The sequence below is a fragment of the Rhodococcus sp. C1 genome, from assembly GCF_020809065.1.
Taxonomy (GTDB): Bacteria; Actinomycetota; Actinomycetes; order Mycobacteriales; family Mycobacteriaceae; genus Rhodococcus_F; species Rhodococcus_F qingshengii.
Genome location: NZ_CP078080.1, coordinates 4453556 through 4479715, shown reverse-complemented (window position 1 = coordinate 4479715; position 26160 = coordinate 4453556). Strand labels below are relative to the sequence as shown.

The following is a 26160-nucleotide window of genomic DNA, read 5'->3' as shown; positions in this document are numbered from 1 at the left end:
GTTGACCGAGCAATCCCCGGACTGCTGCCCCAACGCACACCGGCTCACGGCGAACACATGCCTTGTCGGTTGGGAGGTCTGCGGGTGTGCCTCGGCGGAGAATGGCGGACACAGGACCCATTACTGCAGGCGATGTGGTGAAACTGTCCGGGCGCCGGAGTGTGTCGGCGTGAATCCGCAGAAAAGTCGGTGGAGTTGAAGTGCTGTTACGTTGTGTTTCAAAGAGATTCGCGAGAGCCTCACCCGGCGGATCGGTGCCGGGTGAGGCTTGTGGATCAGGTAGGCGGGGCGACGGGTGCGTCGCTGCTTCCTCCCGAGCTCCCGCTCGACGAGCCGGTGCCGAACAGTAGACCGAAGAAGCCGGAGATTGCGCCGAAGAAATCGAACATGGGCGAGCCTTTCGCGAGGACGAATGCGGTCACGACAAGTGGCCGACTTGTGGTGGTGTTCAGAGAAGTTCCGTCGACATTGACGGCAAAGGCGTCGGACGAAGGCCGACTGCCGGATGAAATGTACGATTCGCCCCGGTTTGATACAAGTCTTTCCCGAGTAACAGTTACTTGAGGCTTAAATTATCGGGGGTGCCTGCCTGATCTGGGGTGCCTGCCTGATCTGGGGTGCCCTGCCTGCTTGGGTGGGGCAACCAGGCAGGGCAGTGGTTGGCCGTCCCTCTCAATACCGACCTACGGCGAACCATCGGCGTTGAAACTACCCACAGTTCGTGACGTGCGCCACTTACGTACCGGTACCTTCGTTAGCCGAGGTCGGACGTTGCGGCGAAGGCGGTCGTCGACGTCCCCGCGGGGACGTGGTTCATCGAGAAATCGCGGTCCCGATCAGGGTTGACGACGCTTGCCAACAGGAGCATGGCGGCGACAAAGAGAACTCCTGCGGCGAGGTAGGCGATTCTCACGGGCAGGCGCGGGCGTCGATCTGAATTCGTGGACATTCACGTTCTCCATCGGTGCATGTTGGACGAACGCCTAGTTTAACGATCAACTAATGAAAGGGTGCGAACAGTGACGCAAGATACGAAAAGGCCCTCGATCTCGGGGGAAATCGAGGGCCTTTCCGGTCGAACGTCGGCGCCGCCAAGCACATAGCGTCACCGACCCACTATCGGTGTCGAGCGTGACCCCTCATGTCCGACCCACTTCTCGACACTATCCAGTAACTTGCGACATTGTGGATGATTCGGACATTGTCGTTCGGATGGGGGAGATCCCGTCCGCAGCCCCTACTTTCGTCCGGCAGCCCATTTCATTCCCCAGTTGTAGGCCCGATCGAGATCTGACTGACTGCCGTTGATGTACTGAACTTCGCGCGTCACCGTCACGCCTTGACCTGAACTCTGGATGAGAGCGATCGCGCACAGTCGCTCCTGGTTGCTGGCGGAGTCGAGTCGCACTTCCACCTCCGGCCCGTTGGTGGGATACAAGGTGACGACGCCGTCCACCGCCGCCCAGTTGGGAGCGCCGTCGTAGATCATCGCGAAGATCAGGATTCGCCGGAAAGCGCTTGGGTCACCAAGATTGACGTGCATGTTCTCGCCGCCGGTGTTCGCACCACTGCGGTCGTCGCCGTCGAGGGAGATGTAGGGCGGAGAAGTCAGTGAACCGAAACTGTTACCCAAGGCCTGAACTACTCCCTTGGACCCGTCGGCAAGTTCGTAGAGGCATCCGAGGTCCAGGTCGACCGCACCAGAGCCCGCGCCGGCGAGCTTGGCGAGAAAACCGGTCTTCTTCGGTGGTGCCCCCTGTGACCAGTTGAGGTTCACGCGCATATTGCCTTGTCGTTCACCCGCCTTCGCGAGGTTGACCGTCGGCGCCGATTTTGTGAGCGTGATCTTGCTCAAGCTGACCGGCGCTTGCGACGGAGTGGACTCGCCGGAACGTCGGGTGTAGTCGATTGCCATCGTGATAGTCCTTGTCTGAACTCGAATGAGTCCGATCGTGTTACCCGTCGAGGAATCTCCACCGACGTGATCGGCGATCTCCGGCCATTGTCCCTCATGTCTGATTTCAACCCATGGGCATCAAACTTGCGGCGCCAACTTGCGGCAGACCAGCAGTTTGCTGATTACTGTGTCTGTGGGCAGACGCGACTCCGAAATAGGGTGGACGCACTGGTTGACACGGCAACGTCCAATTACGGAAGAATTGCTGAGTCGGACGTCCGATTCAATTGCGTCGTGGGAGCGGGAGGTAAGTGATGCCAGTCCTGTCGCTTCTGCAACCCCGCCAGAGAGAAAGACTGACGCCCGCCCAACGTGATGACGTAACTCGTGAGCAGATAGCCGTTACCTTCGGCGTGCTGCCATGGGCCGCTGCCGTCCACCTCGTCGTCACACTCGGGCTGACGTTGTATGTAATTCCCCCGGACGGCGGACCGCTGCCGCGTGTGTGGCCATTGCTGTCCGGCGTGATCGGGTTGGTGGGGATGTGCGTGGGTCTCGCCATTCATTTCAACCTGATCACACCCACGTACCGGATGTCCTACGCGTTTCTCATCGTCGAATTTGCTGTAGTCGGGATCCTGTATTCCTCGCTCGCCCTGGCCCTGTACCCGATCCTGGACGATTCCGGCGATCTGATCCTGATAGCGGTCACCACATCGATCACCGGTGCCGGAGCCGTGGCCACCGCGATGTTGCGAGTGGTGGGGGTCACCTGGGTCCTGTCCAATCTGATAATCCTCGGGGTGGCATTCTGGCTTCAGCCGGGACCCGAGTTCGAACGAATTCTCACACACCGTTGGCGACGCGGTTCTGCGAGAGGTCGCGGATCGCCTGTCCGAAGCCGGCGGGGTGTCACAGTTGTTCGCACGTCTGGGGGGAGACGAGTTCGCGGTTCTTTTCACCGATGTGGGTGACAGCTCACAAGTTCGTACTCTGCTCGGCCGCTACATCGAAACTCTGCACGAGCCGATCACAGTGGCTGGTACGCGGTTGGAGATCGGATGCAGCATCGGGTACTACCTCCCCGACGAGCTGCCGTCCTCCGCCGACGAGATGATGGGCGCTGCGGACCTGGCCTTGTTCGCGGCAAAGGAATCCGGGCGCGGGGCCGTACGTGAATATCGAGACTCGATGAAGTCCGTGGCCGATCGGCGGGCCCGCCTGCTCGAAGATCTGGGAAACACTGTCGCGGAGAAGGACCTCGAACTCGAGCTGTTGCCCAGGATCGACGTGGTTTCCCGCGAGATCGTGGCCGTGGAAGTCCGCGTGATCTGGCACAACGCCCGCCTCGGTGCCGTTACGTCCGCCGAATTCATGAGCGTCGCAGACGACACCGGTTTGGCGTACTCACTGGGGACTACCGTCTTCGAGTTGGCCTGCGAGGCGGCGTCCCGCCTTCCTGATCACCTGCGGGTAGCCGTCGCGGTATCGACGCGTCAGCTCGAATCGGATTCCTTTGTCGTCTCGATAGGGGATTCGCTTCGACGATCAGGTGTCAGTGCACATCAGCTCGAGCTCCAACTCAACGAATCATCGGCGATCACCGACGAGTCCAAGTTTGCGTTGCACGCCATCGCGGACATGGGAATCGCGCTGACCGTGGACGAGTTCGGCGCCGGATTCTCCTCGCTCGCATCACTGTCCGGCCTTCCGTTCACCCGAGTCCGGATAGAACGCTCCATTTCGGGTGCAGTGCCTGGTGGACGGTCGATCCTCGAAGCTGTCGTGGATCTGGTCGACGCATTGGGAATGGAGGTCGTCGTCTCGGGAGTCGACGGTGAGGAAGACTTGAAGTCCGTGGCCGCTGCAAGGGTGAGGACTGTTCAGGGATACATCGCCGGCGGAGCCATGTCGGTCGACGCGGTCGCAGCGGCGGTAGCAGGCCGACGTGGATGACCCGGCAGTACTCCGTAGGCGTCGCGTCGGGACGTCGGTGCGCAAACTCGGTCGCAGCGGCACGGAACAATACCTCTCGGATTACGATCGCCGTCGCCTACTCGATCGACGACTGCGGTTCACCGCGCGCGTACTGCCGTGGTCGTTTCTGACCGCGGCGGTTGCCTTGTCAGCGATCGTGGTGCTTCTGCCGGTGGATGCCGGATGGTTCACCTTCGCCTGGTCGAGCGTCATGCTGTTGTCGAGCGCTGGATTCAGTGTGTATTGGCTCCGGCGCTCGCGTCTCGGCGTCTCCGAGTCCCAGACCACCGAACTGGTGGTACTCACAGTCGAAATCATTGTCTGGGGAGTGCTCCTGGCGTGCTTGGCTCTCGTTCTCTTTCCGATGCTCGATCCTCGTGACGAGTTGGTACTGAGCTCGACCTTGATCGGTGGGATCGCGGTCGGCGTGTTTCCCACCATGATGTTTCGCGGAATCACTGTGGTCTGGATCAGCCTGGTGGGAGTCGGGTTGGCCGGGGCGTTCTGGACGGAACCGGGCACATCGCGTTTCGTGCTGATCGGGGTGCTGGTCGTCTTTGTAGGTTCGCTCTACAGCGGAACTTTGCTGTTGGCCAAACTTTTCGAGAGACGGCTACGCGCCGAACTCATAGCCGAGGACGAACGAGATCTCGTCGAGTTGTTGCTCAACGATCTCGAAGACGGAGCACAGGATTGGCTCTGGGAGACCGATTCGCGCGGTATCGCCAGTACCGTGTCGTATCGATTCGCCGAGCAGGTCGGTTTGCCGGCAGCACAGATTCGGGGCCGCACAATGCACGAGATCCTGATCGGGATCGGCGCGTCCCGAACAGATGTGGGCAGGAAGTCCCTTGATCTCCTCGCCGCGAATTTTCAAGCCGGGACGGCGTTTCGGGACCTCACCATGCAGGTCGTCGTTCGGGGCGATACTCGCTGGTGGTCGATGTCAGGTCACCCGGGCAGTGGCGATGGGGCGACCTACGGGTGGCGCGGTGTCGGATCCGATATCACGCACTCGTATCACCAGCGCCAGAACATCTTGCGATTGGCAGAGATCGATTCGTTGACCGGGCTCAGAAATCGGTACAGCTTCAACGCTCAACTGTCTTCGCGGATTCGGGACGGACACAGGGTGTGGCTGGCAATTCTGGATCTGGACAACTTCAAGTCGATCAACGACCGGTTGGGACACCACATCGGAGACGACGTGCTTCGCGATGTTGCCGGCAGACTGCACAGCGTTCTGCGATCGAACGAGATCTGTGGCCGACTGGGGGGTGACGAGTTCGCCATCGCCTTCGACGACCTAGCCTTCGACGACATCGGGAGTGCAGATGAGGTGGAGAAGAGATTCCAAACGATTCTCGACTCATTCGAACGACCATTTTCACTGGTCGGCAACCAGATTCGCATTCGTGCCAGTCTGGGGTACGGCTCGATGCCCGACGACGCCGACAGCCTCGAAGACCTGGTGATTGTCGCGGACCTCGCGCTTTACCACGCAAAGGAGAGCGGTCGGAACCAGATTCGCGCCTTCGATGCGACTTTGCGGGATCGTGCGACGGGTAGGGCCAGGGCATTGTTGGATCTTCGTCGTGCGTTGATCGACGAAGAGTTCGAGTTGGTTTATCAACCACAGGTCTCGGCCGCGACGGGAGTTGTTGTCGGATTCGAGGCTCTGCTGCGGTGGAACCATCCGACTTCAGGTCTCGTCTCGCCGGGAGACTTCATTTCGGTCGCCGAGGAAACCGGCTTGATCGTGCCGATCGGTGCAGGTGTTCTGAGGGCTGCCTGCACGGCGGCGACAACGTGGCCGGAGGACATTCGGGTTGCCGTCAATGTTTCTCAGGTGCAACTGCGTTCGAGTCGATACGTCGACTCGGTACGCCGGACACTGATCGAGGTGAACCTCCACCCGAGCCGACTCGAGATCGAGGTGACCGAATCGTTGGTCATCGACGACGCCGACCGAGATGTGTTGGTACAGCTCTCGGCGCTCGGCATCGCCATTGCGATGGACGACTTCGGCACAGGGTTCTCCTCGGTTGCCAGCTTGGCCCGGCTGCCGCTCGATCGGTTGAAGATCGATCGGGCGTTCGTCGCACCGCTGGACGCGGATCCCTCGAATTCGAGGTTCGCTGTCTTGCGAGCCGTCATCGCGATTGCCAAGTCTCTGGGGCTGGACACCGTCGCCGAGGGCGTGGAGACGGAGAGGCAGCGCGCGATAGTGACCGAGTGCGGATGTGACGTGATCCAGGGGTACCTCGAGGGAATGCCGATACGGGCAGCCGAGATTCCGCACTATTTGAATGGGCGACTCGGCGGTTCGAGCAGGTGGGGCGTCGCGGCTACCACTGAGTGAGAACTTTGCGCCCGTTTTGCCGTTCGATGTGTGACGGTACGCCGAAGTGCTTCACATCGAACTGCAGAAGGGTGTCTTCGTGGTGGTCGGATCGGCGTACTCCCCAGGGCCGATGTTGGTGGGTAAGAAGGCAGTGGTCACAGGCGGTTCCCAGGGAATCGGCGCAGCGATTGTTCGAGCATTTGCATCGCATGGCGCGTCAGTTCTGGTTGTCGACGTGGCTCCTCTTGGCGACGTCGAATTCGACTCGGCTGCAGGTGGTTCGATCAACTATCTCGAGTACGACGTGCGGACGCGGGAAGTCCCCGTCGCGTTGACCGAGTTCGCCCCGGACGTCCTGGTGAACAACGTGGGTCATTTCCTGAACCCGCCGACAGAGTTCACCGGTACGGATCCCGGTTTCTGGTCCGAGGCCGGCAGCATCAATTTCGATCACGTCGTGCGTCTGACCCATGCCCTGCTTCCCGGCATGATCGACCGCGGTTTGGGTGGATCGATCGTGAACCTGACGACGGTGGAGGCGCATCGAGCGATCCCGGGCCACACGATGTACTCGGCATACAAGGCCGCGCTGACACAGTTCACCAGGAGCCTTGGTGTGGAGATCGGTCGAACCGGAGTGCGCGTCAACGCCATTGCCCCGGATCTGATCGAGTCGGTACAGGTGCCGTATCGCACGATCGTTCCTGCCGACGACTGGGACAAGTGGCCGGGGTGGGCACCGTTGGGCGGACCGGGCCAGCCGGTCGACATTGCCGGCCCCGCACTGTTCCTGGCTTCCGACCTGGCGAGATACATCACCGGAACCGTGATCCACGTCGACGGCGGCTCGCACGCTGCCGGAGGCTGGTTCCCCACAGAAGAGGGTGGCTGGACCAACCGGCCCCGAAAGGCTTGACACATGACAACTTTCAGTCTGAACGTTCCCAACTTCGGCACCACTCTCGCGGAGGACTCCTACGCGAAACTCGTGCAGGTCTGTCAGAGCGCGGAAGCTGCGGGCTTCGACCGGGTCCTCGTCACCGATCACGTGGTGATGGGCTCGGACAACTCGGCGTACACGTGGTCGGCGTTCCCCACCGAGCCCGACGCCAACTGGCTCGAGCCGCTGACCGTCCTGGCTTTTGTTGCCGGACAGACGAAGACAATTCGCTTGGGGACCGGAATCGTCATCGCGGCGCTGCGCGGGGGAGCGGTACTGGCCAAGACGGCCGCGACACTCGATCTGCTCTCCGGGGGCCGACTCGACCTTGGCGTCGGAACAGGTTGGCAGGAACGTGAATACGAGGCGGCAGGTATGGACTTCGGTAAAAGGGGACCACTGCTCGACGACGCTCTCGCAGTGTGCCGGGCCCTGTGGAGTTCGGCGCCGGCGAGCATCGACACCCCTCGTCTGAAGTTCGACGACGTGTACTGCGCGCCCCGTCCGGCCGCTGGAATCCCGATCTGGGTGTCCGGTTCGCTCTCCAAGGCCGTTGTACGACGCGTCGCAACCTGGGGTGACGGGTGGATTCCGATCATGGGTGCCGCGGACGACGACCTACGTGAAGGGATCGACGTCATCGGCAAAGCGATGGCGGATCTCGGACGCGATCCAGCGGAATTGCAGGTCCGTGGGCGACTGACCGTCGTACGCGGGTCCGACGGTTCGATCGACCTCCCGGCGACGATGATCGGCGCCGAGCAACTGCTCGAATCCGGTGCCACCGATGTGCTGGTTGCGCTGGCGGCAGTAGATCCGGATCCGGATGCGGCGATGGCAGAGTTCGGCGAGCTGGTGGCGGCCTTCGCAAAGGTGACCCGCTGACGATTGCGTCGAGGCGGTAGTTCTATCGTGCGAAGTGTTGTAGTGCAGCCTGATCGAGGAGAGAACACATGACCGAGAGCATCGTCGTGGATACGAGCCTGGAAGCGTTGCTCGACGCCCGGATCAGCTGCCGCGCCTACGAGGACCGTCAGGTGCCACGTGAGGTGATCGAGGAGATCCTTCGGCTGGCGCAGAAGACGCCGTCGTGGTGCAACACGCAACCGTGGCAGGTCGCGATCACCGAAGGGGAGGGCACCGAGCGATTCCGCGCCGGCCTCGGTGAGTACGTGATGGCCAACGCCCAGGAGTCGGACTTCGAGTTCCCGCGCGCGTACCAGGGCATCTACAAGTCGCGTCGGTTCGACTGCGCGATGGCGCTGTATTCGAGCGTCGGAATCGAGCACGGTGACCGCGCCGGATCCGCGGCACAGACGATGAAGAATTTCGAGCTCTTCGGCGCTCCCCACGTCGCGATCATCACCACCGACGAGGCATTGGGCACCTACGGCGCAGTCGACTGCGGGTTGTACGTGAACAGCTTCCTGCTCGCGGCCCAGAGTCTGGGGGTCGCCACCATTCCGCAGGCGGCGCTCGCGGGCAGCTCCAAGTTCATTCACGAGCATTTCGGTATCGACGACACTCGCAAGGTTGTCTGCGCGATCTCGTTCGGATACCCCGACGCCGACCACCCGGTGAACGGATTCCGCACCGAACGCGAAACCGTCGACAACGTCGTGCAGTGGATGTCGAACTGACAGGGATGTCGAACTGATCACCTGCTGGTCGGGGGATTGAGTGTTGCGTAGTTCCACCTGAAAGACTGGTGGCATGTCCGACACACCCGAACTGTTCGATCGTCTGCGCCGATTCCCCGATGTCGAGGCACCCAATCTCTTTGCCGTCGATGCGGCTGATCGTCTGATCCTCGACGAGGCCGCCGACGCTCTCGCCGCGGCACCGGCGGGCACCGTCGTCGTGATCGGCGATCATTACGGTGCGCTGACTGCCGGTGTTGCGCTCGTGCACGGAATCGCCGCCGTGCGCGTTCACCAGGATCCGCTCACCGGAGAGCTGGCCCTCGCGAACAATGCGCGCGAACTCGGATTCAGTGACGCCTTCACCTCGCACGGACTGGACGAGGAGTTGCTCAGCGGCGCCCGCGTCGTGCTCATGCAATTGCCGCGTAGCCTCGCCGAACTTGCCGAGATCGCCCAGCTGATCGCGCTTCACGCCGACCCGGCGGTTCGTGTCTTCGCCGGTGGGCGTGACAAGCACATCACCCCGGCGATGAACAAGGTTCTCGGCGAATCGTTTTCCGACGTCAGCGCCTCGCGTGGGCGTCAGAAGTCCCGCGTACTCAAGGCTTCGGAACCGAAGCCCGATGTTGCTATCACGTTCCCGGTGACCGAACGCCTCGACGAATTCGACCTCGACGTCGTTGCTCACGGCGCAGTGTTTGCCGGTGCGAGCCTGGACATCGGCACCCGGTTGCTCCTGGAGAACCTCGGAAAGATTGCGGTCGATCCGCTGAGCGACGTGATCGATCTGGGTTGTGGCAGCGGCATTCTCGCGGCGGCGATCGCGCGGAAGTTCCCGGACGTGCACGTGATCGCAACGGATCAGTCCTCGGCAGCCGTCGCTTCGGCTCTGGCGACCGCGTCCGCAAATGGCGTCGGCGATCGAGTGAGCGGCCTGCGCGACGACGCCGTGAGTTCGTTGCCCAGTGCGAGCGCGGATCTGGTTCTGTTGAACCCGCCGTTCCACGTCGGCGCGGCGGTCCACACCGGCGGAGCACTCAAGATGTTCGAAGCTGCCGGCCGTGTCCTGCGTCCCGGTGGCGAGTTGTGGACTGTTCACAACGCGCATCTGGGGTATCGCGAACCGTTGAAAGCCGCGGTGGGTCCGAGCGAGGCGATGGCGAAGAACGCGAAGTTCATCGTGATGAAGTCGGTCAAACCGTCCTAGTATCGAAAAGGGACGAGTGTCGAAGAGTGTTGATCTTCTGGAAATGCGCCGGGAACTACAACCGAAGCTTCGACGTTGTAAATTACGAGTGCTTTACTTTTAGTCAGGTACACGGACCGTGTCGGAAACTCGGATCCGTCCGGCGAACCCGCGACGCACCCGTCGTAGGCCACCACGATGAAGGGATGATCACGGTGCGCACCACCAGCAACCCGGTGTTCCGCAATCTGCCCAAGCAAGAGGGCAACGGATACGCCTCGTTCGGATCTGCGACGGCGGGCGCCTCGCAGGCAACCCAGCAGTTCGGTCAGCCGCAGTACGCTCCGGCCGAGCCGTACCAGACCGGTCCCACCTCGCGGGCCATGACGATCGACGACGTCGTCACCAAGACGGGCATCACGCTCGGTGTGCTGACGATCTCGGCACTGGTGTCGTACTTCCTGGTCAACAACAACGCCGACCTCGCAGCCCCGCTGGTCATCGGCGGCGGTCTCGTCGGCCTCGTTCTGGTTCTGGTCGCGACGTTCGGTCGCAAAATGGACAACCCGGCAATCGTGTTGGCGTACGCCGCGGCCGAGGGCCTGTTCCTCGGTGCGCTGTCGTTCATGTTCACCTTCCAACTCCAAGGCGCTGACGCGTCGATGCTGATTGCGCAGGCGGTCCTCGGAACCTTCGGCGTGTTCTTCGGCATGTTGGTCGTCTACAAGACCGGTGCGATTCGGGTGACACCTCGTCTGACGCGAATGATCATCGGTGCGTTGATCGGTGTTGTCGTTCTGGCGCTCGGTAACCTCGTCGCGAGCTTCTTCACCGAGGGCGGACTGGGACTGCGTGACGGTGGAACCGTCGCCATCATCTTCAGCCTCGTCTGCATCGGCATCGCAGCCTTCAGCTTCCTGCTCGACTTCGACGCCGCTGATCAGCTGATCCGCGCACAGGCGCCCGAGAAGGCAGCCTGGGGCGTCGCATTCGGCCTCACCGTCACCTTGGTCTGGCTGTACGTCGAGATCCTGCGTCTGCTGAGCTACTTCAACAACGACTAGTTCTCGAGTCGATCCGTAACACGAAGAAGGGCCCCGCGAGGGGCCCTTCTTTTGTCGTCTGTGGACGGTTACGGTGCTTGGATACCTAGCAACTGCTTGGTTTGGAACGAAGGGGAGCGAATGTCGACAAACACCTCTGAACCCATCCTGGTCGCGGATGCCGGAGCAGTGCGAACGCTGACCTTCAATAATCCGAGTCGCCTGAACGCATTTGATGCAGCCGGTTTTCGAGCGTTCACCAAAGCGCTCGACGACGCGGCGTCGGACGAAGCCGTGGCCGTGGTGATCGTCGAGGGCGCAGGCAAGGCATTTTCCAGTGGCGTCGACCTACGCGCACTCGCCGAACCAGGCGCAGACAACGCCGACTTCGGCCACGCATTCGCGCCGCTGATCGTCGCGCTGGTGGAGTTCCCGAAGCCATTGATCGCCGCGGTACACGGCGCTGCCGTCGGCATCGGCCTGACCATGCTGCTTTACTGCGACGTCGTCTACGTTGCCGAGGACGCACGTCTGCGTGCACCGTTCACTTCGCTGGGTACCGCTCCCGAAGCTGCCAGTAGTTGGTTGCTGCCCAAGGTGATCGGAACGCAGCGAGCCGCCGAGCTGATCCTGTCGACCCGGTGGCTCAGCGGCGTCGAAGCTGCCGCCTACGGACTGGCGACAGCCGCCGTGCCGGCCGACCAGGTACAGGCACGCGCCCGCGAGAGTGCCGAGCAGATTGCCGCCAACGTCGGACCGGCAGTCCTTGCCGCCAAACGACTGCTCCGTCACGGATGGGCGGACGAAGCTCACGCTGCCGTGCAGCGTGAGGACGACGCTGCGCGAGAGTTGATTCGCGAGTTGGGGAGTTTTGCTCGGAAGTTCACGAATACCTGAAACCCGACCACACGAAAGCGGCCGCCCGGCAGAAGCCGGGCGGCCGCTTTCGACGTGCTCAGGGGATCAGCTGAGGCGCTCGATCACCATTGCCATGCCCTGTCCGCCGCCGACACACATGGTCTCGACGCCGAAGGTCTTGTCCTGCTCCTGCAGGTTGTTGATCAGGGTGTTGGTGATACGGGCACCGGTCATACCGAAGGGGTGACCCAGCGCGATCGCGCCACCGGAGATGTTGAGCTTGTCCTCTTCGATGCCCAGTTCGCGAGCGGATCCGAGGACCTGCACTGCGAATGCCTCGTTGATCTCGAACAGGTCGATGTCGGAGATCGACTTGCCGGCGATCTTCAGGGCGTTCTTGACGGCCTGGATCGGGCCGAGGCCCATGATCTCGGGGGACAGGCCCGAGACGCCGGTGGAGACGATGCGAGCGAGCGGGGTCAGGCCGAGTGCCTTTGCCTTGGTGTCGGACATGATCACCAGTGCGGCTGCGCCGTCGTTGAGCGGGCAGGCATTGCCGGCGGTGACGGTGCCGTCGGGGCGGAAGACGGGCTTGAGGCCGCTGATGCCCTCGTAGGTGGTGCCGGCGCGGGGGCCGTCGTCCTTGGAGACGACGGTGCCGTCGGCGAGCGTGACGGGCGTGATCTCACGCTCGAAGAAGCCGCGCGCGATGGCTTCCTCGGCGCGGTTCTGGCTGCGAACTGCCCAGCGGTCCTGGTCTTCGCGGGTGATGCCGGTGGCCGAAGCGACGTTCTCGGCGGTCTGGCCCATGCCCAGGTACACGTCGGGGATCAGGCCCTCTTCGCGAGGATCGGTCCAGGCGACTCCACCTTCGGCGAGCTTGGCGCTACGGGCCTGCGCTGCGTCGAAGAGCGGGTTCTTGGTGTTGGGGAGGCCGTCGGCGTTGCCGGTGATGAAGCTGGAGACGGACTCGACGCCGGCGGAGATGAAGACGTCGCCCTCGCCTGCGCGGATGGCGTGCAGCGCCATGCGGGTGGTCTGCAGCGAGGAGGAACAGTAACGGTTGACCGTGACACCGGGGAGGAAGTCGTAGCCGAGCTGGACGGCGACGACGCGGGCGATGTTGAAGCCCGACTGACCGGCGGGCTGGCCGCAACCGAGCATGAGGTCGTCGATCTCGGTGGGGTCGAGCTCGGGGATCTTTGCCAACGCGGCGGCAACCATCTGAGTTGCGAGGTCATCCGGGCGGATGTCCTTGAGCGAACCCTTCATTGCGCGGCCGATGGGCGACCGTACTGCTGAGACGATTACTGCCTCGGGCATGAAAACTCCTTTTGTGTACTGCTCGAGGGCGGCTTGAAACGCCGTCGAGCAGGGCAAGTTGAATGCAGCTTCGACTTACAATTTACGTTGCCGCTCCCAGATGGTGGTCACGCAGTCTCACTCAGTTGACGTCGGAGCGCTGACCTGCAGGTTTGGTGCGTCTCGCGAAGGCTTTCCACTGGGTTGCCGCCGCCGTCAGTCGGGCCGCGACGGTGCGGGCTTGCGCCGCCTCCGAGACGTGGGGGAGTTCGGGTAGCGGGCCACCCTGCCATTCACCCAGAGCCGACGCGAGAACCGGGACGATCTGCTTCGCCGCGAGTTCGTATCCGGCCGCGGACGGATGGAAACGGTCGGCCGAGAACATCGTGTCGGGCGAGGCCAGGAATTCCTTGGCCAGCAGGTCGGCCAGTGGAACGGGATGACCCCCGGCGTTTCTGGTCGCGGCCGCCTGGGCGAGTGCGAGGCGATGGCCCCATTCGCGCACCACGGAGCGCAGAGGTTGCGGGATCGCCGTGACCACCCCCAGATCCGGGCAGGTGCCGACAACAACGACGGCACCGCTCTCGCGTAAGCGTCGAACCGCGTCGCCGAGGCGTTTAGCCGACGCGTGAATCGCGTTCTTGGCGGTGACGTCGTTGGCGCCGATCAGGATCACCGCAGCGTCCGGGGGAGGACCGGCGACGAACATGGCGTCGACCTGCCCACTCAACCCGCGGGAGGTGGCGCCCCCGATGGCCTTGGTGCTCAAACGGATTCGCTTCCCGGTTTCACTCGCAAGCAGCTTCGCGACCTGAACACCCGGTACTTCCGAGGCCGTCAGCGCGCCCACGCCGGCCGCAGACGAATCGCCGAAGATCATCAAGTGGAGATCGAAGGGCACGGCCCGCCACCAGAGTTCCGGGTTGTCGGCGCCGGGCGCGTACACCCCGTCCGCCTCGGGTGGCTTGGCGATATTGCGACCGATCACCCCGCGGGCCGCCCCCGCCTGCGACATCAGATAGTTGTAGCCCAACCAGGAGAGCGTGCCTGCACTCGATCCGGCCACCACCGTGGCCACCGACGCTTTCAGTCCGGTTCGACTCACACTTGCCAATCTAGCCGGATTGCACCACCTTCGCCCGACGTCCGCGCGCACCGTTTTCTTTCATCTGGGAACATGGACGAATGCGCATCGCGGAACACGTCGTCGACCTCATCGGCAACACCCCACTCGTCAAGCTCACGTCCGTCACGGGCGAAAACTTCGGCACGGTGGCAGCCAAGGTCGAATACCTCAACCCTGGCGGTAGCTCCAAGGACCGCATCGCCGTCAAGATGATCGACGCAGCCGAGGCTTCGGGTGAACTGAAGCCGGGCGGCACCATCGTCGAGCCGACCTCGGGCAACACCGGAATCGGCTTGGCGCTCGTGGCGCAAAAGCGTGGATACAAGTGCGTTTTCGTCTGCCCAGACAAGGTCAGCGAAGACAAGCGCAACGTCCTGCGCGCCTACGGCGCCGAGGTGGTCGTGTGCCCCACGGCCGTCGCGCCGGACAACCCGAACAGCTACTACAGCGTCTCCGACCGCCTCACCCGTGAGATCCCCGGCGCCTGGAAGCCCAACCAGTACTCCAACCCGGGCGGACCGGAGAGCCACTACGAGACCACCGGCCCCGAGATCTGGGCCGACACCGACGGCAAGATCACGCACTTCGTCGCGGGCGTCGGCACCGGCGGCACCATCACCGGCACCGGCCGCTACCTCAAGGAAGTTTCGGGCGGCAAGGTCAAGGTCATCGGCGCAGACCCCGAGGGCTCCGTCTACTCCGGCGGCACCGGTCGTCCGTATCTGGTCGAAGGCGTCGGCGAAGACTTCTGGCCGTCGGCATACGACCCGTCCATCCCGGACGAGATCATCGCCGTCTCGGATGCCGATTCCTTCGAGATGACGCGTCGCCTCGCCCGCGAGGAGGGACTGCTGGTCGGCGGTTCCTGCGGTATGGCCGTCGTCGCTGCCCTCGAAGTAGCCAAGCGTGAGGGCCCCGACGCCCTGATCGTCGTCCTCCTCCCGGACGGTGGCCGCGGCTACCTGTCCAAGATCTTCAACGATCAGTGGATGGCGTCGTACGGATTCCTGCGCACCCCACTCGACGGCAAGACCAACGTCCCCACCGTCGGCGACGTTCTGCGTGGCAAGTCGGGCGAGCTGCCGGACCTCGTTCACACCCACCCGTCGGAGACCCTGCGCGATGCGATCGAGATCCTGCGCGAGTACGGCGTGTCCCAGATGCCCGTCGTGGGTGCGGAACCGCCGGTCATGGCGGGCGAGGTCGCCGGAAGTGTGTCCGAGCGGGATCTGCTGAGCGCGGTCTTCGAAGGCCGTGCGCACCTTGCGGATTCCGTCGAGAAGCACATGAGCAAGCCGTTCCCGCTCATCGGTTCCGGCGAGCCGGTCTCGGCTGCCACGAAGGCGCTCGGGGACACCGACGCACTCATGGTCGTCGACGACGGCAAGCCGGTCGGTGTCATCACGCGCCACGATCTCCTGGGTTTCCTGAGTTCGGATTCCTGAGTTCGGATTCCTGCGCCGGCACCGGCGCCATTAGGCTGGGGACCATGAGTGAGCAACGCAGCAAGGCCGACAACATCAGCTGGCAGGGTTTCTCCACGAAAGCGGTGCATGCGGGTTACGAACCCGATCCGCTGACCGGTGCGGTCAACGTGCCGATCTACGCGAGTTCCACCTTCGCCCAGGACGGCGTCGGTGGAATGCGCAGTGGCTTCGAGTACGCGCGAACGGGTAACCCCACCCGTCGCCCACTCGAGGCGAACCTCGCCGCGCTCGAATCCGGAACCTACGGCCGAGCGTTCAGTTCGGGAATGGCGGCCACCGACTGCCTGCTCCGTTCGGTACTTCGACCCGGCGATCACCTGGTCATCCCCGACGACGCGTACGGCGGAACCTTCCGTCTCATCGACAAGGTGTTCACGCAGTGGGGGATCGAGTACACCCCGGCTCCGGTGTCCGACGTCGATGCGGTGCGCGCGGCGATGAAGTCCAACACCAAGCTGGTCTGGGTCGAGACGCCCACGAACCCGCTGCTCAATATCGGTGACATCGAGCTCCTTGCCGAGGTCGCCCACGAGGGCAACGCAAAGATCGTGGTGGACAACACCTTCGCCTCGCCGTACCTGCAGCAGCCGCTGCAGCTCGGTGCCGACATCGCGCTGCACTCCACGACCAAGTACATCGGCGGACACTCCGACGTGGTCGGTGGCGCTCTCGTCTGCAACGACGAAGAACTGGACACCGCGTTTGCCTTCCTGCAGAACGGATCCGGCGGCGTTCCCGGCCCCTTCGACGCGTTCCTGACGTTGCGCGGAATCAAGACACTGGCGCTGCGCATGGAGCGTCACAGTGACAACGCGGAGAAGGTCGTCGAATTGCTCGACGGCCACCCCGCGGTTGCCAGCGTCATCTACCCCGGACTGGCTTCGCATCCGTCGCACAAGGTCGCGGCCAAGCAGATGCGACGCTTCGGCGGCATGATCTCCGTCCGCCTCAAGGGCGGCAAGGCGGCAGCTCTCGACCTGTGCTCGCGCACCGAGATCTTCACGCTGGCAGAATCTCTCGGCGGAGTCGAATCCCTCATCGAATTCCCCGGTGCGATGACCCACGCCTCGACGGCCGGTTCCGCTCTCGAGGTTCCCGACGATCTGGTTCGCCTGTCGGTCGGCATCGAAGACGCCTCAGATCTGGTCGGCGACATCGAGCAAGCGCTGTCCTGATCTTCGCTCTACAGTAATTCGACTTCGAATCTGCAGTGCGCCTTCACACCTCACGAGGGTGTGGAGGCGCACTTTCTGGAGGCATGCGTGAATCTCGAACAGATAAAGGCTGCACAGCAACTGCTCGCCCCGGTCATGCGACGCACCCCGGTCGTGGCCTCGCGAGTGTTGTCCGAAACCACCGGCTTCGCCGTGAGTTTGAAATGTGAAAATCTGCAGCGCACCGGCTCTTTCAAACCGCGCGGTGCGTACAACCGCATTGCCAATCTTTCCGCAGAGGAACGGGCAGCGGGCGTGGTGGCGGCCAGTGCCGGTAACCATGCGCAGGGAGTTGCCTGGTCTGCAACAGAATTGGGAATCAAGTCGACCGTCTTCATGCCGACGGGTGCGCCGCTGCCGAAGTTGGTGGCCACCAAGGCATATGGAGCTCAGGTCCACCTGCACGGTTCGACTGTCGACGAAGCGCTCGTGGCCGCTCGCGAATTCGCGGACCGAACCGGAGCAGTTCTGGTCCACCCGTTCGACCACGAGGACGTCGTGGCGGGGCAGGGGACTGTGGGGCTCGAAATCCTCGAGCAACTGCCTGAGGTCGGCACGATCCTCGTTCCCACCGGCGGCGGCGGTTTGATCGCGGGAGTGGCTGCAGCCGTCAAAGCTGTGCGCCCGCAGGTCCGCATCGTCGGAGTGCAGGCCGAGACCGCGGCTGCCTGGCCGGCGTCGTTGGCAGCCGGGAAGCCGACCGCCTTGGCGTCGATGTCCACGATGGCAGACGGTATCGCCGTTGGCTGCCCGGGCGAGGTTCCGTTCGCCGAAGTTGCCGCCCATGTCGACGCCGTGGTGACGGTCAGCGAGGAAGCGCTGTCCAAAGCGCTCCTGCTGTGCCTCGAACGCGCCAAGCTCATCGTCGAACCGGCCGGCGTCGCGGCCGTCGCGGCCTTGATGACCTGTACTCCGGAGGAGCTGGGACTGACAGGGCCGGTGTGCGCCGTGCTTTCCGGCGGCAACATCGATCCGCTACTTCTCACGCACGTCATCTCGCACGGTCTGCGAGCGGCCGGACGGTTCCTCGGCGTTCACATCACCATCGACGATCGGCCGGGCGCACTGGTCTCGTTGCTGGAAGTGGTTCGAGCGAACGGCGCCAGCGTGGTCGATGTCATCCATTCCCGTACCGGTGGCGAACTCGCGCTCGACGAAGTGGAAGTCTTCCTCACCGTCGAGACGCGTGGTCCGGACAACAAGGCGGAACTTCTGACGGCCTTCGACGGCGCCGGTTACGCAGTACGACTGCAGAACTGAGGCGAGTTACTCGTCAGGCCAGCCGCCCAGAACCGTCACGCGGTACTCCTGGTCGACCAGCCTGGCGGGTACGTCGAGTTGATGTAGCCAGTCGATGGCCGAACCGCCCATGCCGACCGCAACCCGACTGAATGCGGCGGCCTGGGCGCAGGAGGATGCAATCACCGACACCGTGCGCCACATCGGCGTCGCCGTCGATTCGCGGTGCAGTGGCTTGACGGTGCTGGCCGTGGCGATCCCGCAGTCGGACGGAAGTGCTACCTGGCAGGTCGGGTCGCCGGGCAGGTCTTGCACCTGAATCTGCCAGCCGTCTTCCGGCGCCGGGCCGGCAACCGCGATGTCCCCGCCGAGGCCGACCAGCACGCCACACCCGAGAAGAGTTGCAGTGGACGCGGCACAGTGGTCCGCTGAACTGGCGCGGGCCGTCGCGGACAGATCGAGAACGACGTCGTCCGGGCTGTACACGCGGTTGTTCTCGACGCGAATCTTCCACCAGGAGTGAGGGTCTGCCGACCCGGCCGTCGGCGTGAGTTTGCCGTCGGTCAGTCGTGCGACAGCCAACGCGTCTTCGAGGAAGTGCGCGAACATCGGGGTCACGGCGACGCCGTCGACGTTGCTCGCGGCGCTGACATAGGTACGAATCTCGGAGTCGGCACGATCTCGATTGGTGGCGGCGTCGGCAGCGGTGAGGTACCCGCGAACCAGGCTGGCCGCGGAGGGAAGGACTTCAGGGTCGGTGACGACGACCCGGGCCTGAACCCCCCACGTGAGCCACTCGGAGGCCGAGCGCGGAGTACTCACGAACCGTTGGAGACGGCGTCCGGGGTTCCGAATCCGGCGACCACGACGGGCCGCTTCGCTACGGGATCCTTGGTGTGAGAAGCCGACGTGTCCGGCGCGAGTGCCGTGGCAGTGGGAGAAGAAACGAGTGAAAGTCCGCCGCTTGCGAGTGCTCCCGCCACAGCCGTGGCTGCGAGGGCGAGGCGAACGGGTCGATACACCGTAGTGCGTCCCCGGGCGGGTCGTGGCCGATCGTCGCTCATGGACTCAGCTTGCACGCCGAACCTGAGAAAAGCCTTGGCGTCTGTAGTCATTTGCGTAACGCCCGCCGAGATAAATGAGACATTGGTTACAGGAGTCGCGAGACTGAGCCGTGTCGAATGCATGTTCGAAAGAGTAGATGTTCACACCGACAAGTTTCGGGTACGACCACGTACATGGATTTTCAGAGGTTTATCGGAGGTTCGGATGGCAGTCGGTGTCCTGGCGATCGCTGTGTCGATCGGCACCGCACTGGGCGTGATGAGTGGAACTCTCGGAGCGCCCGCACAAGTCGAGAAGAACGAGTCTTCGAATGCTGCAGTCTCACTTGCAGCCTGGAACGGACCGGCACGAACTCAGGACACACCTGAGGGAATCGTGCCTTCCGTACCCTCCAACTTTCCGGGAGCGACATTGGCGCCCGTGGGAGCGGTGGCAGTGTTCGCGCCGTGGATCAAAAAGGCCGGTGCTCTTTGCTCGGAGATCACGCCCGCGGTGATCGCCTCGCTGTACTCGGTCGAGAACGGATTCAAGTACGGACCCGATACCGACATCTCACCGGAAGGTGGGCGCGGGCCTGGCCGCTTCACCACCGCAGCGTGGACGGCATACGGCAAGGACGGTGACGGCGACGGAAAGATGGACATCCTGGGCGTGGCCGATCCGGTGATGACAACCGGATACCGGTTGTGCGATCTCGTGAAGCAAGCGCAGTCCTGGCAGAAGTCCGGTGAGGTCGAGGGCGATACCGTCGACCTCGCGCTCGCTGCCTACGACGTCGGGCCGGATGCAGTTCGCGAAGCGGGCGGCGTTCCGGCAGACAAGTCGGGCGAGGTTCCTGCGGAGCAGGCGGTCGCCGCTCCGTTTGTCGCCCAGATCAAATCGTTGCAGGACTCGTTCGCCCTGATGCTTGCGCCCTTCGACTACAACAACCTCGCCGCAGCGGTGGGCGGCGTCGTCGAGGCCGGTCTGAAGTTTCTCGGATTGCCGTACGTGTGGGGTGGCGGAAACATCAACGGGCCGTCGATGGGCGGGTTCGACTGCTCGGGGCTGACGTCGTACGCGATCCACGCGGCCACCGGGGTGACTCTGCCCCGGACCTCGGAGACGCAGTGGGGTGTCGGCGTCGAGATCCCGCTGGATCAGGCGCAGCCCGGTGACCTGTTGTTCGGCAACTGGCAGGCAGGCGGCCCCGGCCACGTGGCGATCTACGTCGGCAACGGTCAGATGCTTCACGCACCCACGTTCGGCGACGTGGTGAAGGTCGGCCCGATCTTCGCCGGCATGAAGGCTCGCCGCGTGGTGTGAGTGGGCAGGAAACAGCGAGCGCCGACAGAGCAAGAAGCGCCACCCGACCGAGTCGGGTGGCGCTTCTTTTCAGAGCTGGTACAGCCGATCAGCTGTGGTAAGGCTCCGCGCTCAGTAGCGTGACCTTCATGGTGCTGCCGTTGGGCAGGTTGTACTCACGCGTGTCGCCGACCTTGGCTTCGAGCAGCGCGCCGCCCAGCGGTGAGTTCGGCGAGTAGACCTCGAGCTTGGCGTCACGTGCGCCTTCTTCGCGGGTAGCGATCAGGAACGTCTCGGTGTCACTCTCGTCGCCGTCGTAGTAGACCTTGACTACGGATCCGGGCAGTGCGACACCGGACTGAGTGGGGGCCTCGCCGACCTTTGCGCTGTTCAGCAGCTCCTGGAGCTGGCGAATGCGGGCTTCCTGCTGACCCTGCTCTTCGCGGGCAGCGTGGTAGCCGCCGTTCTCTTTCAGGTCGCCCTCTTCGCGACGCTCGTTGATCTCGGCGGCGATGACCGGGCGATTGGCGATGAGCTGGTCGAGTTCGTTCTTGAGCCTGTCATGTGATTCCTGGGTAAGCCAGGTCACCTGGGTCTCGGTCATCTCGATCACTCCCTAGTAGTCGGAGCCGGGGGCTCCCTCGACGATCGCTGCAACAGCAGCGAACAACGACGCAGAAGCACCACCAGGGATGCAACCTTGCCGTCAAACCTTGCGTCAATGCAGCAATACACGGTTCCACCCGGAACCGTGTATCGGGCAATTCTATCACGCATGACTACCCGCCCTGTCCGGCGTCAAACGTCCGGCAGGGTGGGTGCGTTCCGAGGTCAGCTCTTGGTCAGGTACTCCGGAACGTCGAAGCTGCAGCCGTAGACGTCGGCCATGCCTGGCGGCTGGGACGTCTTGACCTCGGTGTTGAACTCGAGGGTCTGATGTTCCGACGACGGGACGTAGACCTCACGTCGACCGGTTTCGGAGCCGTCCTTCGAGCGTGCGCGCACGATGCACATCGCTTCACGCGACGAGTCGTCGCGTGTGACGGTGAAACGGATCTTCACCGTGGAGTCGTTGGCGATGTCGAACGAGATGGTCTCGGTCTCGATTTCCTTGACCGCAAATTTTCCGTACGCGTAGTACGCGATTCCGCCGCCTACGACGATGACGAGAGCGGTCAGAGCCCACACCATCCACTTGCGGGGACTGCCCGTGCGAGTTGTGCTCGGGTACCGATCTTGGGGAAGCGGTTTGCTCATCACTCTGCTCTCGAAGACTCGAGTTCGCGTGTCGTGCAGCAACTGACTGTGTCCCGCCGGATTACCGAAGGGGTCACGGCTGCGCCAGGAACTCTCGGGTGGAACTATAGAGGACGTATCCCGTCGCGCCGTCGGTAGGTTTGTCGGCAGTCGGTACGTTTGACGGCAACGGCCCGGAGTAATCCGAGCGGTGCACAGCGTGTGATTCGAAGACTGCCGGTGACGGCTACAGGTGAACTGCCGGCAACGGCTACAGGTGAAGTTGAGGTGAACGAACACGTGAGCGGATTCCGGCTCATGGCCGTCCATGCCCATCCCGACGACGAGTCGAGCAAGGGTGCGGCCACCACCGCCCGTTATGCAGCCGAAGGCCACGAAGTGATGGTCCTGACGCTCACCGGGGGTGAGCGTGGCGACATTCTCAACCCGGCCATGGACGTTCCCGGTGTCCGCGATCGAATCAGCGAAGTTCGCCAGGAGGAGATGGCCGAGGCCGCTCGCATCCTGGGCGTGAAGCAGCGCTGGCTCGGTTTCGTCGATTCCGGGCTTCCCGAGGGCGACCCTCTTCCGCCGCTGCCCGAAGGGTGCTTCGCCCTCGTTCCGCTCGAAGAGTCGACGCGCGCTCTGGTCAAGGTGATTCGCGAGTTCCGTCCCCACGTCGTCACGACGTACGACGAGAACGGCGGATACCCGCACCCGGATCACATCCGGTGCCACGAGGTGACGATGGCAGCCTACGAAGCCGCCGCCGATCCCGAGTACTTCCCCGAGGACGGTCAGCCGTGGGAAATCAAGAAGGTCTACTACTCGCACGGATTCATCCGTAAGCGCCTCGAACTCTTCCAGGAGGAGTACGAGCGTCGCGGAGAGCCGTTCCCGATGGCGGACTGGCTCAAGAAGTGGAAGACCGAACGCGGCGACATGATGGTCCGGGTGACCACTCAGGTCACGTGCGGCGACTACTTTCCCCAGCGTGACGATGCTCTGCGCGCACACGCGACGCAGATCGATCCCAACGGTTCGTTCTTCGCTGTGCCGCTCGACATTCAGCAGAAGATCTGGCCCACCGAGGAATTCGAGCTCGCCAAGACGCGGGTCACCACGTCCATTCCGGAAACCGACCTGTTCGCAGGTCTCGAAGAGGACGCTCAGAAGTGAATGCTCTGTCCGCCGAGGTAGTTCTCGGCACCACACAATTTCTTGCTCAGACCCCGAGTAACCCATCCGGCCCGGAGTTCGGAAAGTCGTCTCCGGTCGGCCTGCTGGTGATTCTTGCGCTGCTCATCGGTGTGATCCTCCTGGTTCGGTCGATGAACCGCCAGCTCAAGAAGCTGCCGGAGACGTTCGAACCGGATCATCCCGAACTCGATCAGCAGGCAGACGAAGGCACCGACCGGGGAGCTATCACTGCTCCGAGCCCGGCGGAACCCAACGTCTCTACCGAGAAGAAGCCCAAGCAAGAATCCTGAGACGAACGAGGTAGCGGCGATGGACCCACGGATGCGGAACAACCTGGGTGGGTCCTCGAGCCCTTACCTGCGTCAGCACGCCGACAATCCGGTCCACTGGCAACAGTGGGGCGAAGAAGCGATGGAGTGGGCGCGCGAGCGCAACGTGCCGATTCTCCTCTCGATCGGATACTCGGCGTGCCACTGGTGCCACGTCATGGCGCACGAGTCGTTCGAGAACGACGAGATCGCGGCCGTCATGAACGCGAACTTCGTCTGTGTGAAGGTGGACCGAGAAGAACGTCCCGACATCGACGCCGTCTACATGAATGCGACGGTTGCGATGACCGGCCAGGGCGGCTGGCCCATGACCTGTTTCCTGACTCCCGACGGTTCACCGTTCTACTGCGGCACGTACTACCCGCCGACGCCTCGCGGCGGAATGCCTTCGTTCACACAGCTTCTCGAAGCGATAGTCGACACCTTCACGAATCGGCGCGACGAGGTCGACAACGCGGCGCAGTCGATCGTCACGGAACTTCAGCGCGCGTCGGGCGGGATTCCGTACGGGGGAGCACCCATCGACGCCGAGCTGCTGAACGCGGCGGGCCGGTCGATCCTCGGCGACGAGGACGTCCCGCGCGGGGGATTCGGTGGGGCACCGAAGTTTCCACCGTCGGCACTACTGGAGGGGCTGCTCCGACAGTACGAGCGAACGGGTTCGGGCGAGATCCTCGGCGGCATCGAGCGCACCGCCGAAGCAATGGCACGTGGCGGGATCTACGACCAGTTGGGTGGCGGTTTCTCGCGGTACTCGGTCGATGCCGAGTGGGTGGTTCCGCACTTCGAGAAGATGCTCTACGACAATGCGCTGCTCCTGCGGTTCTACGCGCACTGGGCGCGGCGCACCGGATCGGACCTCGCCACTCGCGTCACCGAGGAGACCGCAAGGTTCCTGCTCTCCGATCTGCTGACCGAGAACGGTTGCTTCGCTTCGGCTCTCGATGCCGACACCGACGGCGTCGAAGGCCTCACGTACGTATGGACGCCGACGCAGCTGGTCGAGATTCTCGGCGCGGAGGACGGGCAGTGGGCGTCGGAGTTGTTCCGGGTCACCGATACCGGAACCTTCGAAGAGGGTGCGTCGGTACTGCAGTTGCTCCGTGACCCCGACGACTGGTCGCGCTGGCAGACGGTCTCCGACGCTCTCCGTGCCGCCCGGGCTCAGCGTCCACAGCCTGGCCGCGACGACAAGGTGGTGACGGCCTGGAACGGGTTGACCGTCACGGCCTTGACGGAAGCCGGACTTGCCCTGGACCGACCCGACTGGATCACCGCGGCGGCCGAGTGCGCAGGCGCTCTTCTCGACCTTCACCTGGTGGACGGTCACTTGCGTCGCGCTTCCCTCGGCGGGGCTGTCGGCGCCCCGACGGGCGTGCTCGAGGATTACGCAATGTTGGCCACCGGCCTCCTGGCTCTATACCAGGCAACGGGATTGGCGCGGTGGCTCGATGCGGCACAGCAGTTGCTCGACGTCACTGTCGACCACTTCGCTGATCCGGCCGAGCCGGGAAGCTGGTTCGACACGGCCGATTTCGCGGAGTCGCTCGTGACTCGGCCCCGAGACCCGTTGGACGGCGCGACGCCGTCCGGTGCGTCGAGCGTCGCGGAGGCTCTGTTGACCGCAGCGGCGTTGACCGATGCCGAGCGCTCTTCTCGTTACGCCCAGGCCGCGGCGGACGCGCTGGCGAGGGCCACGCTGCCGCTCGAGCGTGCGCCTCGGTCGGCGGGGCACTGGCTCGCGGTGGCGGAAGCGTCGTTGCGTGGTCCGATACAGGTGGCCGTCGTCGGGGAAGGTTCGCTGTTGGCCGATGCCCGCCGGCTTGCCCCGGGTGGTGCAGTGGTTGTCGGCGGAGCGCCGGATTCTTCACCGCTGCTTGCAGATCGACCCCTCGTCGACGGAGGTGAAGCCGCGTACATCTGTCGGGGATTCGTGTGTGATCGGCCGGTGACGACGGTGGTGGAACTGGCGAGTCAGTTGAACACGACGAGCCATACCGCGATGTAGTGGCAGATCGCTGCGACGACCGTCGCGGCGTGGAAGAACTCGTGATGCCCGAACGTCGTGGGCCACGGGTTTGGCCATTTCGTCGCGTACAGAATTGCGCCGACGCTGTAGAAGATTCCGCCGACGAGCAGCAGCACCATCGGCGCCACACCGACCTGGTGCGTCAGTTCACCGACCACGGGAACGATCGCCCAACCGAGGAGCAGGTAGAGCGGGACTCCCACCCATTTCGGGGCGGTGGGCCAGAGCATCTTGAGTGCGACGCCGGCGAGCGCGCCTGCCCACACGATCGCGAGGATGATCTTGCCGGTGTGAGTCGGGAGGCCGAGCATGGCGAACGGTGTGTAGCTGCCGGCGATGAAGAGAAAGATCATCGAATGGTCCGCACGCTTCATCCACGTACGGCCCTTGACCGTCTGCCACTGGATGCGGTGATACGTCGCACTGATGCCGAAGAGGCCGCAGATCGTGACGCTGTAGATCGCGGTTGCCCAAGCCGCTTTGGCGCCGACCTGAGCGCCGGCTACGGAGACGAGAACGATGCCCGCGACGACGGAGACACCGAGCGCCCACAGATGGATCCAACCGCGCATGCGTGGTTTGACCGGAAGCTCGTCGAGCCCGAATGCCGTCATGTGCAACCCCTCTCGTTCCGTACTGTTGCGAACCGCGTAACCTACGGTACCGTAGGTTACGCATCAGTAGCATAACCTACCTGCGGGTTTTCGACGCGTACAAAAAGCGTGACGGCGCTCGCATGTGGCTGTCACTGCCGGGCGTAG

Annotated in this window: 25 protein-coding genes; 16 read left to right on the top strand and 9 right to left on the bottom strand. The window is 63.5% G+C overall.

The genetic code is table 11. The features are described 5' to 3' along the window. Nucleotides 1-754: 754 nt before the first annotated feature. A complete protein-coding gene (locus KTR60_RS20410) occupies nt 755-949 on the bottom strand; it encodes a hypothetical protein (RefSeq protein ID WP_007728824.1) in 195 nt (64 codons plus the stop codon). A 288-nt stretch (nt 950-1237) separates the two neighbouring features. Further along, nucleotides 1238-1915, bottom strand: a complete 678-nt coding sequence (locus KTR60_RS20405) for a TerD family protein (RefSeq protein WP_007728823.1) — start codon at nt 1913-1915, stop codon at nt 1238-1240. Between the two features lie 296 nt (nt 1916-2211). Here KTR60_RS20405 and KTR60_RS20400 point away from each other — a divergent pair, with 296 nt between their 5' ends. The 9 genes from KTR60_RS20400 (at nt 2212) to KTR60_RS20360 (ending at nt 11927) form a co-directional block, all read left to right on the top strand. Further along, nucleotides 2212-2871, top strand: coding sequence for a hypothetical protein (locus tag KTR60_RS20400; protein WP_228401196.1), 660 nt, complete (start codon nt 2212-2214; stop codon nt 2869-2871). Next, nucleotides 2768-3853, top strand: a complete 1086-nt coding sequence (locus tag KTR60_RS20395) for an EAL domain-containing protein (protein WP_228402297.1) — start codon at nt 2768-2770, stop codon at nt 3851-3853. The genes KTR60_RS20400 and KTR60_RS20395 overlap by 104 nt, the downstream gene beginning before the upstream one ends. Next, complete coding sequence (locus KTR60_RS20390; protein ID WP_228401195.1) at nt 3846-6236, top strand: putative bifunctional diguanylate cyclase/phosphodiesterase; 2391 nt, start codon at nt 3846-3848, stop codon at nt 6234-6236. The genes KTR60_RS20395 and KTR60_RS20390 overlap by 8 nt, the downstream gene beginning before the upstream one ends. A 46-nt stretch (nt 6237-6282) precedes the next feature. Further along, nucleotides 6283-7134: an SDR family NAD(P)-dependent oxidoreductase gene (locus KTR60_RS20385; protein WP_030536264.1), complete on the top strand. Its 852-nt coding sequence runs from the start codon at nt 6283-6285 to the stop codon at nt 7132-7134. A gap of 3 nt (nt 7135-7137) precedes the next feature. Continuing rightward, on the top strand, nt 7138-8043 hold the full coding sequence (locus tag KTR60_RS20380; RefSeq protein WP_042448880.1) for a TIGR03619 family F420-dependent LLM class oxidoreductase: 906 nt from the start codon (nt 7138-7140) through the stop codon (nt 8041-8043). A 68-nt stretch (nt 8044-8111) separates the two neighbouring features. Further along, on the top strand, nt 8112-8798 hold the full coding sequence (locus KTR60_RS20375; RefSeq protein WP_003943290.1) for a nitroreductase: 687 nt from the start codon (nt 8112-8114) through the stop codon (nt 8796-8798). Between the two features lie 73 nt (nt 8799-8871). Next, nucleotides 8872-10008 carry a class I SAM-dependent methyltransferase gene (locus KTR60_RS20370; protein ID WP_007728811.1) on the top strand — a complete coding sequence of 379 codons (1137 nt, stop codon included), beginning with the start codon at nt 8872-8874 and terminating at the stop codon, nt 10006-10008. A gap of 194 nt (nt 10009-10202) precedes the next feature. Then, nucleotides 10203-11051, top strand: coding sequence for a Bax inhibitor-1/YccA family membrane protein (locus tag KTR60_RS20365; protein WP_020970268.1), 849 nt, complete (start codon nt 10203-10205; stop codon nt 11049-11051). Between the two features lie 120 nt (nt 11052-11171). Next, on the top strand, nt 11172-11927 hold the full coding sequence (locus KTR60_RS20360) for an enoyl-CoA hydratase/isomerase family protein (RefSeq protein WP_030536263.1): 756 nt from the start codon (nt 11172-11174) through the stop codon (nt 11925-11927). A gap of 66 nt (nt 11928-11993) precedes the next feature. Here KTR60_RS20360 and KTR60_RS20355 read toward each other — a convergent pair whose 3' ends face one another. Both KTR60_RS20355 and KTR60_RS20350 read right to left on the bottom strand, forming a co-directional pair. Further along, nucleotides 11994-13211 carry an acetyl-CoA C-acetyltransferase gene (locus tag KTR60_RS20355; RefSeq protein ID WP_019744600.1) on the bottom strand — a complete coding sequence of 406 codons (1218 nt, stop codon included), beginning with the start codon at nt 13209-13211 and terminating at the stop codon, nt 11994-11996. A gap of 121 nt (nt 13212-13332) precedes the next feature. Beyond that, nucleotides 13333-14295 (bottom strand): SGNH/GDSL hydrolase family protein, encoded by a 963-nt coding sequence (locus KTR60_RS20350; RefSeq protein ID WP_228401194.1) that lies wholly within the window; start codon nt 14293-14295, stop codon nt 13333-13335. Nucleotides 14296-14375: 80 nt separating this feature from the next. Between KTR60_RS20350 and KTR60_RS20345 the strand changes: the two genes are divergently transcribed. The 3 genes from KTR60_RS20345 (at nt 14376) to ilvA (ending at nt 18277) form a co-directional block, all read left to right on the top strand. Further along, the gene (locus tag KTR60_RS20345) at nt 14376-15761 is read left to right on the top strand and encodes a cystathionine beta-synthase (protein ID WP_003943292.1); all 1386 of its coding nucleotides are present in this window, start codon (nt 14376-14378) and stop codon (nt 15759-15761) included. 44 nt (nt 15762-15805) lie between these two features. Further along, nucleotides 15806-16978 (top strand): cystathionine gamma-synthase, encoded by a 1173-nt coding sequence (locus tag KTR60_RS20340; protein ID WP_007728802.1) that lies wholly within the window; start codon nt 15806-15808, stop codon nt 16976-16978. 135 nt (nt 16979-17113) lie between these two features. Then, the gene (gene ilvA / locus KTR60_RS20335) at nt 17114-18277 is read left to right on the top strand and encodes a threonine ammonia-lyase (protein WP_228402296.1); all 1164 of its coding nucleotides are present in this window, start codon (nt 17114-17116) and stop codon (nt 18275-18277) included. A 6-nt stretch (nt 18278-18283) separates the two neighbouring features. Here ilvA and KTR60_RS20330 read toward each other — a convergent pair whose 3' ends face one another. Then, nucleotides 18284-19078, bottom strand: coding sequence for an FAD:protein FMN transferase (locus tag KTR60_RS20330; RefSeq protein ID WP_003943281.1), 795 nt, complete (start codon nt 19076-19078; stop codon nt 18284-18286). After that, entirely contained in the window at nt 19075-19320 is a 246-nt protein-coding gene (locus KTR60_RS20325) for a hypothetical protein (protein ID WP_228401193.1), read from the bottom strand. The genes KTR60_RS20330 and KTR60_RS20325 overlap by 4 nt, the downstream gene beginning before the upstream one ends. A 205-nt stretch (nt 19321-19525) precedes the next feature. Here KTR60_RS20325 and KTR60_RS20320 point away from each other — a divergent pair, with 205 nt between their 5' ends. After that, a complete protein-coding gene (locus KTR60_RS20320; protein ID WP_003943296.1) occupies nt 19526-20626 on the top strand; it encodes an NlpC/P60 family protein in 1101 nt (366 codons plus the stop codon). A gap of 88 nt (nt 20627-20714) precedes the next feature. Here KTR60_RS20320 and greA read toward each other — a convergent pair whose 3' ends face one another. Next, nucleotides 20715-21209: a transcription elongation factor GreA gene (gene greA, locus KTR60_RS20315; protein WP_007726385.1), complete on the bottom strand. Its 495-nt coding sequence runs from the start codon at nt 21207-21209 to the stop codon at nt 20715-20717. A 227-nt stretch (nt 21210-21436) separates the two neighbouring features. Next, nucleotides 21437-21862, bottom strand: coding sequence for a DUF4307 domain-containing protein (locus tag KTR60_RS20310; protein ID WP_007726384.1), 426 nt, complete (start codon nt 21860-21862; stop codon nt 21437-21439). A 279-nt stretch (nt 21863-22141) separates the two neighbouring features. Here KTR60_RS20310 and mca point away from each other — a divergent pair, with 279 nt between their 5' ends. The 3 genes from mca to KTR60_RS20295 are packed head-to-tail and all read left to right on the top strand — an operon-like array spanning nt 22142 to nt 25378. Continuing rightward, a complete protein-coding gene (mca, locus tag KTR60_RS20305) occupies nt 22142-23020 on the top strand; it encodes a mycothiol conjugate amidase Mca (protein WP_007726383.1) in 879 nt (292 codons plus the stop codon). Then, nucleotides 23017-23331, top strand: coding sequence for a hypothetical protein (locus KTR60_RS20300; RefSeq protein WP_007726381.1), 315 nt, complete (start codon nt 23017-23019; stop codon nt 23329-23331). Before mca ends, KTR60_RS20300 begins: the two co-directional genes overlap by 4 nt. A 19-nt stretch (nt 23332-23350) precedes the next feature. Then, the gene (locus KTR60_RS20295) at nt 23351-25378 is read left to right on the top strand and encodes a thioredoxin domain-containing protein (RefSeq protein ID WP_065351211.1); all 2028 of its coding nucleotides are present in this window, start codon (nt 23351-23353) and stop codon (nt 25376-25378) included. Here KTR60_RS20295 and trhA read toward each other — a convergent pair. Further along, the gene (trhA, locus tag KTR60_RS20290; RefSeq protein WP_003945269.1) at nt 25345-26013 is read right to left on the bottom strand and encodes a PAQR family membrane homeostasis protein TrhA; all 669 of its coding nucleotides are present in this window, start codon (nt 26011-26013) and stop codon (nt 25345-25347) included. The genes KTR60_RS20295 and trhA overlap by 34 nt on opposite strands. Between the last annotated feature and the right edge of the window lie 147 nt (nt 26014-26160).

What these genes read in the sequence shown, in the direction of transcription:
- KTR60_RS20410 (WP_007728824.1), bottom strand. Translation starts at nt 949, where the DNA reads ATGTCCACGAATTCAGATCGACGCCCGCGCCTGCCCGTGAGAATCGCC.
- KTR60_RS20405 (WP_007728823.1), bottom strand. Translation starts at nt 1,915, where the DNA reads ATGGCAATCGACTACACCCGACGTTCCGGCGAGTCCACTCCGTCGCAA.
- KTR60_RS20400 (WP_228401196.1), top strand. Translation starts at nt 2,212, where the DNA reads ATGCCAGTCCTGTCGCTTCTGCAACCCCGCCAGAGAGAAAGACTGACG.
- KTR60_RS20380 (WP_042448880.1), top strand. Translation starts at nt 7,138, where the DNA reads ATGACAACTTTCAGTCTGAACGTTCCCAACTTCGGCACCACTCTCGCG.
- KTR60_RS20375 (WP_003943290.1), top strand. Translation starts at nt 8,112, where the DNA reads ATGACCGAGAGCATCGTCGTGGATACGAGCCTGGAAGCGTTGCTCGAC.
- KTR60_RS20370 (WP_007728811.1), top strand. Translation starts at nt 8,872, where the DNA reads ATGTCCGACACACCCGAACTGTTCGATCGTCTGCGCCGATTCCCCGAT.
- KTR60_RS20360 (WP_030536263.1), top strand. Translation starts at nt 11,172, where the DNA reads ATGTCGACAAACACCTCTGAACCCATCCTGGTCGCGGATGCCGGAGCA.
- KTR60_RS20355 (WP_019744600.1), bottom strand. Translation starts at nt 13,211, where the DNA reads ATGCCCGAGGCAGTAATCGTCTCAGCAGTACGGTCGCCCATCGGCCGC.
- KTR60_RS20345 (WP_003943292.1), top strand. Translation starts at nt 14,376, where the DNA reads ATGCGCATCGCGGAACACGTCGTCGACCTCATCGGCAACACCCCACTC.
- KTR60_RS20340 (WP_007728802.1), top strand. Translation starts at nt 15,806, where the DNA reads ATGAGTGAGCAACGCAGCAAGGCCGACAACATCAGCTGGCAGGGTTTC.
- ilvA (WP_228402296.1), top strand. Translation starts at nt 17,114, where the DNA reads ATGCGACGCACCCCGGTCGTGGCCTCGCGAGTGTTGTCCGAAACCACC.
- KTR60_RS20325 (WP_228401193.1), bottom strand. Translation starts at nt 19,320, where the DNA reads ATGAGCGACGATCGGCCACGACCCGCCCGGGGACGCACTACGGTGTAT.
- KTR60_RS20320 (WP_003943296.1), top strand. Translation starts at nt 19,526, where the DNA reads ATGGCAGTCGGTGTCCTGGCGATCGCTGTGTCGATCGGCACCGCACTG.
- greA (WP_007726385.1), bottom strand. Translation starts at nt 21,209, where the DNA reads ATGACCGAGACCCAGGTGACCTGGCTTACCCAGGAATCACATGACAGG.
- KTR60_RS20310 (WP_007726384.1), bottom strand. Translation starts at nt 21,862, where the DNA reads ATGAGCAAACCGCTTCCCCAAGATCGGTACCCGAGCACAACTCGCACG.
- KTR60_RS20295 (WP_065351211.1), top strand. Translation starts at nt 23,351, where the DNA reads ATGGACCCACGGATGCGGAACAACCTGGGTGGGTCCTCGAGCCCTTAC.
- trhA (WP_003945269.1), bottom strand. Translation starts at nt 26,013, where the DNA reads ATGACGGCATTCGGGCTCGACGAGCTTCCGGTCAAACCACGCATGCGC.